Genomic DNA, 11,762 nt, shown 5'->3' on the forward strand with positions numbered 1-11,762 from the left:
GGCTCAGCTTTCACCCTTCCGGCCGCCGCGTGAGCGTGCCCCTGCTAAAAAATACGAAACGCAGGAAGAAGGGACAAAAGCGCATTTCGATAGAGGCCGCACTCCCATCAGCGGCCAGAAGCGCTGGAAAGCTTTTTCCAACTTGCAAGTTCCCACTTCACGCGGGGTTCTTGACGCCAGAATGAAACCGGATCGCATGGTGCGTTCCGGCCATAGTCGTTGTGGCGCCCCGAAAGGTTATGCCTTGACTAATTTTGAATCGCTTGGTGTCTCCAAGCCGATCGTCGCCACCTTGTTCCAGCTCGGCATCGAAACGCCGACGCCGATCCAGGAGCAGGCCATCCCTCTTCTCCTCCAGGGCCGAGACCTGATCGGTCTTGCCCAGACCGGGACCGGCAAGACCGCCGCCTTCGGCCTGCCGCTCATCGAAAAACTGCTTGCCGATGAGCGCCGCCCCGACAACCGCACGACGCGGACGCTGATCCTGGCGCCGACTCGCGAACTGGTGAACCAGATCGCCGACAACCTGAAGAAATTCATCCGCAAGTCGCCGCTGCGCATCAACGTCGTCGTCGGCGGCGTCTCGATCAACAAGCAGCAGCTGCAGCTGGAAAAAGGCACCGATGTTCTGGTCGCCACGCCCGGCCGCCTGCTTGACCTCGTCAATCGTCGCGCCATCACCCTAACCACAGTACGCTATCTCGTCCTTGATGAAGCCGACCAGATGCTCGACCTCGGCTTCGTGCACGATCTGCGCAAGATCGCCAAGCTGGTGCCGAAGAAGCGCCAGACCATGCTGTTTTCGGCCACCATGCCGAAGGCGATCGCCGATCTCGCCGGCGAATATCTCGTCGATCCCGTCAAGGTCGAAGTCACGCCTCCGGGCAAGGCTGCCGACAAGGTCGAGCAGTATGTCCATTTCGTCGCCGGCAAGAACGACAAGACCGAACTGCTGCGCAAGTCGCTGACCGAAAACCCGGACGGCCGCGCCATCGTTTTCCTGCGCACCAAGCACGGTGCCGAGAAGCTGATGAAGCACCTCGACAATATCGGCTATTCCGTCGCCTCGATCCACGGCAACAAGAGCCAGGGCCAGCGCGAGCGGGCGCTCAAAGCCTTCCGTGATGGCAGCATCAAGACGCTGATTGCCACCGACGTTGCCGCCCGCGGCATCGACATCCCGGCCGTCAGCCACGTCTACAACTACGATCTGCCTGAAGTGCCCGACGCCTATGTCCATCGCATCGGCCGCACCGCGCGCGCCGGCCGCGACGGCATCGCGATCGCCTTCTGCGCCCCCGACGAAGCCAAGCTGCTGCGTGACATCGAGCGCCTAATGGGCATCGACATCGCAGTTGCAAGCGGCGAACCGCCGGCCAACATCAGCAACAGCGGCCCCCGCCGCGGCAACGGCAATGGCAACAACCGCAATCGCGGTGGCGGCCAGGGTCGTGGTGAGGGTCGCGGCGAAGGCCGTGGCGACGCCAACCGCTCTGAACATCGCGGCAGCCGCCAGGAACGCCGCCCGCGTCCCGAGCGGACCGGCCGCAACGAGGATTTCCGCGGCCAGCGCCGCGGCGAAACCACGCCGGACCTCGGCCCCGACAACGATCTGGTCTCGACCTCCGACTTCCGCCCCTCGGCAAAGCCGCAGCGGCCTGCGCATGGCGGCCCCAATGGCCATCATGCCAATGGCGAGCCGAGCGGTCATCACCGCGGCAACGGCCGCCATGCGCACGGCCGCCCGGCCCGCAAGCACGGTGAAGATCGCGGTCAGCACCAGGCCCAGGGCGGCGAACCGCGCCGCGAGGGCAATGGCGGCAACCGCCGCGGCGGCTCTGGCTCCCGCAATGGCGGCCAGCGCCGCGAACGCGCCTGATCAGCGGGTTGATTGAAAAGTGGAAAGGCCGGGGAAACCCGGCCTTTTTGTCTTCTAGGCTTCCACCGGCCTGCGGCGTTCGACCGCCTTGCGGTTGGTCAGATAGACACCGACGACCACGATCACTGTGCCCAGAATCAACGGCACGGTCAGCGGTTCCCCGAAAGCTATGAAGGCTTCGAACGCGACGGCTGGCGGCATCAGATAGATCAGCGAGGCGGCGCGGGAAACCTGCCCCCGGCGGATCAGATAAAGCAGCAGCCCGACGCCGCCCATCGACAGTCCGAAGACCGACCAGATCAGCGCGGCAAAGGCCTGCGCGGTGCCGTCGAATTGCTGATGTTCGAAGATCAGCGAAAGCGGCAGGGTGAGAAACAACGCCCCGACATATTGCAGCGTTGCGATCGACCTGAGATCGCCGGACTGCAGGTGTTTCTTTTGATAGAGCGTGCCGTAGGTGACCGACCCCATGGCGATGAGGTTGATCGCCAGCGGCAGCGCCGCATGTGTGAGATCCGATGTCGCCGGATCGAGGAGTTTCGGCGAAATGGCGATGGCAATGCCGATGAAGCCGAAAACAAGGCCGAGTTTCTGCGTCTGCTGCAACCGTTCGCCGACGAGAAACGGAGCCGCCATTGCCGTCAACAACGGCTGCAGCGCCGCGATGATGCCCGATATGCCGGCCGGCACGCCATTGGCAATCGCCCACCAGAGGCCGGCGAGATAGAAACCATGCAGGAAGAAACCGGAATAGACGGCGCGAAGCCACGTCGTCCGGCTTTTCGGCCATTGCGCCCTACTCGCCAGGCAGAAGGCCAGGAACGCCAGGGCCGACAGCGCGTAACGTATCGAAAGGAAGGTGAAAGGCTCGGAATGCAGCGCCGCATATTTCGCCACCACCCAGCCCGTGGACCAGAGGAAAACGAAGACGGCGGGGGCGAAGCGGTCGAGGGACATGGGGCTGCTCGGCGGAAAGAGTTCGCCGTGCTGATACCTGCAGCCGACGGTCGCAGTCAAAGGCGAAGCGTTGATGCTTATTTGAAATTTGGCTGATGGTTGGGACAACCGTCGGCACCTCGACACTATGCATACGGGCCGGAAGGGTCGCCGACGCATCCCCTCCCACCCTCATCCCTGTGCTCGTCACAGGGATCCAGCGCGCCCAAGTCCTTGGAAGCGAGAGACTCTCTTAACCATAGAAGTTATCACGGCGCAGACGCGCCGTGGCTGGATTCCTGTGACAGGCACAGGAATGAGGGAGCAAGCGGAAAGGCCGCGCCTCCTCATATCGGCTGAGCGAAAAACCACCGACTGCTCATATTTTGAGCAATTTTTACGGAACAACCAGTCCCATCCGCTGCCCCATCCCCGCAAACACCCGAAAATCCCCTCTTTCCCGCAACGCAAAATCTTTTCTCCGAACTGTGCATGGTTCTTGCATTGCAATTTGCGTTGTATTCAAATGAACAAAAAAGGGGAGCCGCACCTTTGGCATTTGATGAAATGATTACCGGGGACGAAAGTCCTCGCCCGCCTTATGAAAAATATTTCGAGTGGTACAACAGCCAAGACCGGTCGCATCTGATTGCCAAGTCCCGCGATGCGGAAAACATCTTCCGAAAGACCGGCATCACCTTCGCAGTCTACGGCCACGCCGATAGTTCCGAAAAACTCATCCCCTTCGATATCATTCCCCGCATCATCTCCGCCCGCGAATGGCGCAAGCTCGCCCAGGGCATCGAACAGCGGGTGATCGCGCTCAACGCCTTCCTCGACGATATCTACCATAAGCAGGAGATCATCCGTGCCGGCCGCGTTCCGCGCGAGCTGATCGAAAACAATGTCGCCTTCCTGTCCGAAATGATCGGCTTCCGCCCGCCCGGCGGCGTCTACACCCATATCGTCGGCACCGACATCGTGCGCACCGGTGAGGACCAGTTCTATGTGCTGGAGGACAATGCCCGCACGCCGTCCGGCGTCAGCTACATGCTGGAAAACCGGGAAACGATGATGCAGATGTTCCCGGAACTCTTCCATGAGAACAAGGTGCAGCGCGTCGAGGATTATCCCTATCTGCTGCGCCAGAGCCTCGCCTCGCTCGCGCCTCCCGGCTGCAGCGGCAAGCCGCGCGTCGCGGTGCTGACGCCCGGCATCTACAATTCCGCCTATTACGAGCATTCCTTCCTAGCCGACATGATGGGCGTCGAACTGGTCGAAGGTTCCGATCTGCGGGTCATCGATGGCAAGGTGAAAATGCGCACGACCCGCGGTTACGAAGCGATCGACGTGCTCTACCGCCGCGTCGACGACGACTTCCTGGATCCGCTGACCTTCCGGGCCGATTCGGCTCTCGGCATTCCTGGAATCATGGACGTTTACCGCTCCGGCAACATCACCATCGCCAATGCGCCGGGCACCGGCATTTGCGACGACAAGGCGATCTACTCCTACATGCCGGAGATCGTCGAATTCTACACCGGTAGCAAGGCGCTGCTCGAAAACGTGCCGACCTGGCGCTGCTCGGAGGCATCAAGCCTGAGATACGTGCTGGAGCATCTGGAGGAGCTGGTCGTCAAGGAAGTGCACGGCTCCGGCGGCTACGGCATGCTGGTCGGCCCGACGGCGTCGAAGAAGGAACGCGCCGATTTCGCCGAGAAACTGAAAGCCAAGCCGAACAATTACATCGCCCAGCCGACGCTGTCGCTCTCCACCGTGCCGATCCTCGTCAACAAGGGCATTGCGCCGCGCCATGTCGACCTGCGCCCCTATGTGCTCGTGTCCGACAAGGTTCAAATCATTCCGGGCGGGCTCACCCGCGTGGCGCTGAAGCAGGGCTCTCTGGTGGTCAATTCCAGCCAGGGCGGCGGCACCAAAGACACCTGGGTATTGGAGGACTGATGCTCGGAAGAACTGCAAACGGCCTCTATTGGATGTTCCGTTACATCGAGCGTGCCGAAAATATCGCCCGCCTGGTCGACGCCGGACTGCGCATGTCGCTGACCCGCAGCAGCGCTGGCGACGACAACTGGGACGGCGTGCTGCAAAGTGCCGGCGTGCGCGAGGCTTATGACGAAAGCCGCACGAAACTGACGAACGCCGAAGCGATCGACTATCTGCTGCGGGATCGCGCCAACCCGTCAAGCGTGATGTCCTGCATCGAGTCCGGCCGCAACAACGCCCGCATGGTGCGCACCGCGCTGACGCGGGAGACCTGGGAAGCGACCAACGAATGTTGGATCGAACTGAAAGCCCTGCTCGAAAAACGCGTGAAAGCAGCCGACCTGCCTGAAGTGATCGACGTCATCAAGCGTCGCGCCGGCCTCATCCGCGGCGCCTTCCATGGCTCGACGCTGCGCAACGAGCTTTATAATTTTGCCCGCATTGGCACCTTCATCGAGCGGGCTGATAATACCAGTCGCATCCTCGACGTGAAATATTACGTGCTGCTGCCTTCCGTCTCGGCGGTCGGCTCCTCCCTCGACAACGTGCAGTGGGAATCGATCCTGCGCTCGGTCTCCGCCCACCGCGCCTATAGCTGGGCCTATGACGGCGAATACCGGGCGATGAACATCGCCGACTTCCTGACGCTGAACGTCCAGATGCCGCGTTCGCTTGCCTATTGCTACGAGAAGATCGTCAGCAATCTTGGCTATCTCGCCCAGGATTACGAGGCGCGGCTGCCTGCCCACGACACGGCCGATGCCATCCGCACCACGCTGCAGACGCGGGCGATCCGCGACATCATGGATCAGGGTCTGCACGAATTCCTGGAAGACTTCGTCTCGCGCAACAACCAGCTCGGCGCGGAGATTTCCGACGGCTACCGGTTTTACGTATAAGCGGATCAGACCATGAGACTGAAGATCAGCCACCTCACCGAATACCGCTACGACGAACCGGCGCAGTTCTCGCTGCAGCGCCTCAGGCTGACGCCGCCGACAACCGCTGCCCAGAAGGTGCTTGGATGGTCGCTGAACGTCGAGGGCGCCACGCCCGAGGTGGAGTATGACGACCAGTACGGCAACCACGTTAATCTGGTCTCGCTGGAGGGCGCGCAGCACATGACGCGCATCCTGGCAGAGGGCGAGGTCGAGACGGTGGACAATAACGGCGTCACCGGCCCGCACACCGGCTTCTGCCCGCTTTGGCTCTTCCTGCGCGAGACGCCGCTGACCAAAGGCGGCAAGCTCATCAAGGAACTCGTCAAGAGCGTCGGCGGCGACAACGCGCTTGCCCGCATGCATGCGCTGATGGCGGCAATCCATGAGACGGTCGACTATAAGCCCGGCACCAGCAATGCCGCGACGACGGCCGAACAGGCGCTGGAGAAGAAGAGCGGCGTCTGCCAGGATCACGCGCACATCTTCGTTTCCGCCGCCCGCGCCCTGCAGGTCCCGGCCCGTTACGTCTCCGGCTATCTGATGATGGAGGAAAAGATCGAACAGGCGGCGACCCACGCCTGGGCCGAGGCCCATATTCCCGGCCTCGGCTGGGTCGGCTTCGATCCGGCCAATGAGATTTGCCCGGATGCCCGCTACGTCAGGGTCGCCTCCGGCCTCTGCTACCGCGACGCCGCGCCGATCTCCGGCATGCGCATCGGCACGCCGGGTGAGACTCTCTCGGTGACCGTCAAGGTCGAGAATGGCGGACAGATGCAAAGCCAGAGCCAGAGCTGAGCGACATCGGCCTACTGTGAATCCGTGACCGGCTGGGGAGCCGGCGATCGGCGCATCCGGCTTTTCGACATGCTCCGGCACGTTAAACTCCACACCCAGGCAGCAATCAATCTGCTGAGAGAACCTGGAGATGGCCGCGCGCACCATAGCCGAGGATCGCCTGATCGGCCGTCATTAACGGCACGCGATGATGCCGAGCCGTGGCGACGATGAGGCGGTCGGCGGGGTCGGCATGAAACGCACCTGGCAATCTAACGCTATCTACGGCGATGGAAGGCTCAATCGGTGCGAGGTCAAGCCCCGGCAGAGCCAGCGCACTATCGATCCATCGCCCGACATCATCGCCGAGCGCCAGACGTCCTTTCTGCACAAGCATCGCGATTTCCCAAGGCGTAATCGCCGAAATCAGAATCCGGCTTTTCTCCGTTATCTCATCAATGACGCGCCGGGCCTGCGCCCCCAGGCGTGGATCGTCCTGCATCGCCCAGACCAGGATATGGGTATCGATGACGATCAACGGATGGCGTCCCAATCCTCCGGCTCGGCGGCCGGGGACAGCGGATCGTCATAACGCAGGACGCTGCCCTTCATCGCACCGATAATACTCCTCCGCTGGTTCGGATCGCGTGCCGGTGAAAGAACGGCAACCGGCCTGCCACGCTTGGTGATCACAATGGCTTCGTCGTCGTTCTGCATTTGGTCGATAAGGTTCAGGCATTTCGCCTTGAACTCGGCTGCGCCGACCGTCTTATACATGGCCATATCTCCTGTACACATATACAAAATATATAGCCATTCCCCATCGTTCAAGCTCAAAAGAAGAAGGCGGGGCAATGCCCCGCCTTCAATTTCAAAGTTCGCCTCGTCAGTGGCTGTCCTTGCCGACTGCGTTTCCGCGACATCCCTTGAGGAAGTCGAGGTCGGCGCCGGTGTCGGCGCCTTCGACGTGCTGCTGGTGCAGGTAGGCATAGCCCGACGTCGGCAGATCGTGGTTCGGCTGCCATTCGGCAAGCCGCCGCGCCAGTTCCTCGTCGGAAATGTCGAGATGCAGACGACGGTTCGGCACGTCGAGCTCGATCATGTCGCCGGTCTTCACGACCGCGAGCGGGCCGCCGACCGCCGCTTCCGGCGAGGTGTGCAGCACGACGGTACCATAGGCCGTGCCGGACATGCGGGCGTCGGAAATGCGCACCATGTCGAGGATGCCCTTCTTCAGCACCTTCGGCGGCAGTCCCATGTTGCCGACTTCGGCCATGCCGGGATAGCCCTTCGGCCCACAGTTCTTCATGACCATGACGCAGTTTTCGTCGATGTCGAGATTGTCGTCGTTGATCTTGGCCTTGTAGTCGTCGATATCCTCGAACACGACTGCCCTGCCCTTGTGCACCAGGAGATGCGGCGAGGCGGCCGAAGGCTTCAGCACCGCGCCCTTCGGCGCGAGATTGCCGCGCAGCACGACGATGCCGCCCGACGAGGTCAGCGCCTTTTCGGCGGGCAGGATGACGTCTTCGTTCCAGTTGACGACGTCCTTGACTTCGTCCCAGACGGTTTCGCCGGAGACCGTCAACGCGTCCTTGTGCAGGAGGCCGGCCTCGCCGAGGCGCTTCAGCACCACAGGCAGACCACCGGCATAGAAGAACTCTTCCATCAGGTACTTGCCCGACGGCATCAGGTTGACGATCGTCGGGACGTCGCGACCACACCGGTCCCAATCGTCGAGCGAAAGATCGATGCCGACGCGGCCGGCGATGGCGAGAAGGTGGATGACGGCATTGGTCGATCCGCCGATCGCCGCATTGGTGCGGATGGCGTTCTCGAAAGCCTGCTTCGTCATGATCTCGGAAGGCTTCAGATCGTCCTTGACCATCTGCACGATCCGCCGGCCGGTGAGCTGCGCCATGACCTTGCGGCGGGAATCGACGCCGGGGATGGCAGCATTGCCGGACAGCGCCATGCCGAGCGCTTCGGCCATTGACGCCATCGTCGAAGCGGTGCCCATCGTGTTGCAGGTGCCCGACGAGCGGCTCATCGAAGCTTCAGCTTCGAGGAATTCGGCCTGCGTCATCTCGCCGGCCTTCACCATTTCGGAGAATTTCCACAGATGCGTGCCGGAGCCGACGCGTTCGCCGCGGAAATAGCCGTTTAGCATCGGCCCGCCGGTGACGACGATCGACGGCAGATCGCAAGAGGCGGCACCCATGAGCAGCGACGGCGTGGTCTTGTCGCAGCCGACCAGCAGCACGCAGCCGTCCATCGGCTGGCCGCGGATCGCTTCTTCGACGGCGAGTGCGGCGAGGTTGCGGTACATCATCGCGGTCGGGCGGAAGGTGTTTTCGGAGGCCGAGAACACCGGCACCTCAAGTGGGAAGCCGCCGGCCTCCCAGACACCCGCCTTCACCTTCTCGGCGAGTTCCCTGAGATGACCGTTGCACGGGGTCATGTCCGACCAGGTGTTGAGGATGCCGATCACCGGCCGGCCGTCGAACAGGTCGTGCGGATAACCCTGGTTCTTAAGCCAGCCGCGATGATAGATCACGTCGCGGCTCGTGCCGCCATACCATTCCTGCGACCTCAGCCTGCGCGGCCATTCCGCTTTCTTTTTCATTTTCTCTGTCCTTCAGGTGAATTGCCGGGCCGCCTCGTACGGCCCGGGTCATCGGCTATGTCTCAAGCCAGGGTGTAGGCCGTCTTGACCACGGTAAAGAATTCGCTCGCATATTTGCCCTGCTCGCGCGGACCATAGGACGAACCCTTGCGGCCGCCGAATGGCACATGGAAGTCGACGCCTGCCGTCGGTAGGTTGACCATGACCATGCCGGCCTCGGCATTCCGCTTGAAATGCGTCGCATGCTTCAGGCTGGTCGTGGCGATACCGGCCGAAAGGCCGAACGGCGTGTCGTTGGCGGTGGCCAGCGCCTCGTCGTAATCCTTGACCCGGATCACCGAGACGACAGGTCCGAAGATCTCTTCGCGCGAAATCCGCATCTGGTTGGTCGCTTCGGTAAACAGCGTCGGCTGCAGGTAGAAGCCGGGCGTCTCGCGGGAAATCACCTCGCCGCCGAAGGCGAGCTTGGCGCCCTCGTTCTTGCCGATCTCGATATAGTCGGTATCGGTCTTCAGCTGCCGCTCGTCGACAACCGGGCCGATATGGGTGCCGGCCTTCAGCGCGTTGTCGACCACCAGCGTCTTCAGCTTCTCGGTCAATGCGGCGACGAACTTGTCGTGAATGCCTTCGGTGACAATCAGCCGCGAGGACGCGGTGCAGCGCTGGCCGGTGGAGAAGAAGCCGGAATTGGCGGCGGCTTCGACAGCGACGGAAAGATCGGCATCGTCGAGCACGACCATCGGGTTCTTGCCGCCCATCTCCAGCTGGAACTTGCGGTTATGCTCGATGGAGGCGGCGGCGACACGCCGGCCGGTGCCGGTGGAGCCGGTGAAGGTGATGCCGGCAACATCGGGGCTTTCCAGCATCGCCTGACCGACGACCGAGCCCTTGCCCATGACGAGGTTCAGCACGCCCTTCGGCAGGCCTGCGCGGTTGAGGATGTCGACGATCGCCCAGGAGCAGGCCGGCACCAGTTCGGCCGGCTTGAAGACGATGGTGTTGCCGTAGCAGAGCGCCGGCGCGATCTTCCAGGCCGGAATGGCGATCGGGAAGTTCCAGGGCGTGATGATGCCGATGACGCCGAGCGCCTCGCGGGTGATCTCGACGCCGATGTTCGGGCGCACCGACGGGATGACCTCGCCGGCAAGCCGCAGCGCTTCGCCTGCGAAGAATTCGAAGATCTGCGAAGCGCGGATGACTTCGCCGGTCGCTTCCGGCAGGGTCTTGCCCTCCTCGCGGGCGAGCAGCGCGCCGAGCTCGTCCTTGCGCGCCATGATCTCGTCGCCGGTCTTCTTCAGGATGACATGGCGTTCCCAGATCCCCGAGCGCGACCAGGCCGGGAAGGCGGCCTTGGCGGCGGCGATGGCGTTTTTGGTGTCTTCGGCGCTGCCGTCGGCATAGAGGCCGACGACTTCGTTCGTATCGGACGGGTTGATGTTCTTCGTCGCGTTCGTGCCGACCCATTCGCCGGCGATCAGGTTTTGATAAATGGTCATGGGCTGAACAAGCCTCCTTTACCGTTTACAAACACGGCCCGGTCGCGGACGCAGCCAGGCCTCGAAAATTAGAGCTGCTTGACGGAAATCTCTTCCTCGGCGGCCACCTTCAGCGGGTTGCGCAGCGGCAGGCCGAATTCGGCGACTTCGATCTCGAAGACGTCCCCTTCATCGGTCTTGACGCCCTCGGCGAAAGAAAGGGTCGCCGTGCCGAACATATGGACATGCACATCGCCTGGAACCCGGAAAAGGCCGTATTTGAAATGGTGGTATTCCAGATTGGCGAAGGTATGCGACATGTTCGCCTCCCCCGACAGGAACGGCTTTTCGAAGATCACCTTGTCGCCGCGCTTGATGCGCGATGTGCCGCGGATATCGTCGGGGGCGGCGCCGATGCGGATTTCCGGACCATAGGCGGCCGGGCGCAATTTCGAGTGGGCCAGATAGAGGTAGTTCATCCGTTCGGTGACGTGGTCCGAAAACTCGTTCGACAGGGCAAAGCCGATGCGGAACGGCGTTCCGTCTTTGGCGATGACGTAGATGCCAGCCATTTCAGGCTCTTCGCCGCCGTCGAGCGCGAAGGAGGGCGAAACGAGCGGCGCGCCGGGGGCGGCCGCACCATAGCCGTTGCCCTTGTAGAACCATTCCGGCTGCACGCCCTTTTCGCCTGATTTCGGCTTGCCGTTCTCGAGGCCCATCTTGAACATCTTCATCGAGTCGGTCAGCGTTTCCTCGGCCGCCTCGGTGGTTTTCTTGTGCATGGAATCGCGAGTGGCGGCCGAACCCAGATGCGTCAGGCCGGTGCCGGTCAGATGCAGGTGGGCAGCATCCGGATGGGTGATCGGCGGCAGGAAGCGGCCGTCCGCATAAGCCTGTTCGAGATCGACGGTTTCGCCGTAGCCATGCGCCTCGATGACTGCGGCCAGCGACTTGCCGCCATCGGCGGCTTCCATCGCCAGCGCATAGACGCTGCCGGCATTCTTGACCGACCTGGCTGCGCCGCCCGGCTCGCGCACGGCGACGACGATCTCTCCGTTGGCATCCTTGATCTGGGAAATAAGCACGACTTCGATCCTTCTCGTTCCGGCGAGCTTCAGGAAAAGCTC

General features: G+C 62.3%; 10 protein-coding genes. 4 read left to right on the plus strand and 6 right to left on the minus strand.

Annotated features, from left to right (window positions below):
* The first annotated feature begins 196 nt into the window (after nt 1–196).
* A complete protein-coding gene (locus AMC88_RS16260; protein WP_049772062.1) occupies nt 197–1,879 on the plus strand; it encodes a DEAD/DEAH box helicase in 1,683 nt (560 codons plus the stop codon).
* A gap of 54 nt (nt 1,880–1,933) precedes the next feature.
* Here AMC88_RS16260 and AMC88_RS16265 read toward each other — a convergent pair whose 3' ends face one another.
* Nucleotides 1,934–2,836 (minus strand): DMT family transporter, encoded by a 903-nt coding sequence (locus AMC88_RS16265; protein WP_012484820.1) that lies wholly within the window; start codon nt 2,834–2,836, stop codon nt 1,934–1,936.
* Between the two features lie 531 nt (nt 2,837–3,367).
* Between AMC88_RS16265 and AMC88_RS16270 the strand changes: the two genes are divergently transcribed.
* The 3 genes from AMC88_RS16270 to AMC88_RS16280 are packed head-to-tail and all read left to right on the plus strand — an operon-like array spanning nt 3,368 to nt 6,555.
* Nucleotides 3,368–4,777, plus strand: a complete 1,410-nt coding sequence (locus AMC88_RS16270; protein ID WP_041683734.1) for a circularly permuted type 2 ATP-grasp protein — start codon at nt 3,368–3,370, stop codon at nt 4,775–4,777.
* Nucleotides 4,777–5,718 carry an alpha-E domain-containing protein gene (locus AMC88_RS16275; RefSeq protein WP_012484822.1) on the plus strand — a complete coding sequence of 314 codons (942 nt, stop codon included), beginning with the start codon at nt 4,777–4,779 and terminating at the stop codon, nt 5,716–5,718. Before AMC88_RS16270 ends, AMC88_RS16275 begins: the two co-directional genes overlap by 1 nt.
* A gap of 12 nt (nt 5,719–5,730) precedes the next feature.
* Nucleotides 5,731–6,555, plus strand: coding sequence for a transglutaminase family protein (locus AMC88_RS16280; protein WP_012484823.1), 825 nt, complete (start codon nt 5,731–5,733; stop codon nt 6,553–6,555).
* A 106-nt stretch (nt 6,556–6,661) separates the two neighbouring features.
* Here AMC88_RS16280 and AMC88_RS16285 read toward each other — a convergent pair whose 3' ends face one another.
* The 5 genes from AMC88_RS16285 to araD1 all read right to left on the minus strand — a co-directional run bounded on the left by AMC88_RS16285 (nt 6,662) and on the right by araD1 (nt 11,720).
* Nucleotides 6,662–7,072 carry a type II toxin-antitoxin system VapC family toxin gene (locus tag AMC88_RS16285; RefSeq protein WP_010012665.1) on the minus strand — a complete coding sequence of 137 codons (411 nt, stop codon included), beginning with the start codon at nt 7,070–7,072 and terminating at the stop codon, nt 6,662–6,664.
* Entirely contained in the window at nt 7,069–7,311 is a 243-nt protein-coding gene (locus AMC88_RS16290) for a type II toxin-antitoxin system Phd/YefM family antitoxin (RefSeq protein WP_004668898.1), read from the minus strand. Before AMC88_RS16290 ends, AMC88_RS16285 begins: the two co-directional genes overlap by 4 nt.
* 109 nt (nt 7,312–7,420) lie before the next feature.
* A complete protein-coding gene (gene araD / locus AMC88_RS16295) occupies nt 7,421–9,160 on the minus strand; it encodes an L-arabinonate dehydratase (protein ID WP_012484826.1) in 1,740 nt (579 codons plus the stop codon).
* A 62-nt stretch (nt 9,161–9,222) separates the two neighbouring features.
* Complete coding sequence (locus AMC88_RS16300; RefSeq protein ID WP_004668895.1) at nt 9,223–10,656, minus strand: aldehyde dehydrogenase family protein; 1,434 nt, start codon at nt 10,654–10,656, stop codon at nt 9,223–9,225.
* Nucleotides 10,657–10,724: 68 nt separating this feature from the next.
* The gene (araD1, locus tag AMC88_RS16305; protein WP_012484827.1) at nt 10,725–11,720 is read right to left on the minus strand and encodes an AraD1 family protein; all 996 of its coding nucleotides are present in this window, start codon (nt 11,718–11,720) and stop codon (nt 10,725–10,727) included.
* Between the last annotated feature and the right edge of the window lie 42 nt (nt 11,721–11,762).

The sequence above is a fragment of the Rhizobium phaseoli genome, assembly GCF_001664385.1.
Classification (GTDB): Bacteria; Pseudomonadota; Alphaproteobacteria; order Rhizobiales; family Rhizobiaceae; genus Rhizobium; species Rhizobium phaseoli.

What these genes read in the sequence shown, in the direction of transcription:
- AMC88_RS16290 (WP_004668898.1), bottom strand. Translation starts at nt 7,311, where the DNA reads ATGTATAAGACGGTCGGCGCAGCCGAGTTCAAGGCGAAATGCCTGAAC.
- araD (WP_012484826.1), bottom strand. Translation starts at nt 9,160, where the DNA reads ATGAAAAAGAAAGCGGAATGGCCGCGCAGGCTGAGGTCGCAGGAATGG.
- AMC88_RS16300 (WP_004668895.1), bottom strand. Translation starts at nt 10,656, where the DNA reads ATGACCATTTATCAAAACCTGATCGCCGGCGAATGGGTCGGCACGAAC.
- AMC88_RS16280 (WP_012484823.1), top strand. Translation starts at nt 5,731, where the DNA reads ATGAGACTGAAGATCAGCCACCTCACCGAATACCGCTACGACGAACCG.
- AMC88_RS16265 (WP_012484820.1), bottom strand. Translation starts at nt 2,836, where the DNA reads ATGTCCCTCGACCGCTTCGCCCCCGCCGTCTTCGTTTTCCTCTGGTCC.
- AMC88_RS16275 (WP_012484822.1), top strand. Translation starts at nt 4,777, where the DNA reads ATGCTCGGAAGAACTGCAAACGGCCTCTATTGGATGTTCCGTTACATC.
- AMC88_RS16260 (WP_049772062.1), top strand. Translation starts at nt 197, where the DNA reads ATGGTGCGTTCCGGCCATAGTCGTTGTGGCGCCCCGAAAGGTTATGCC.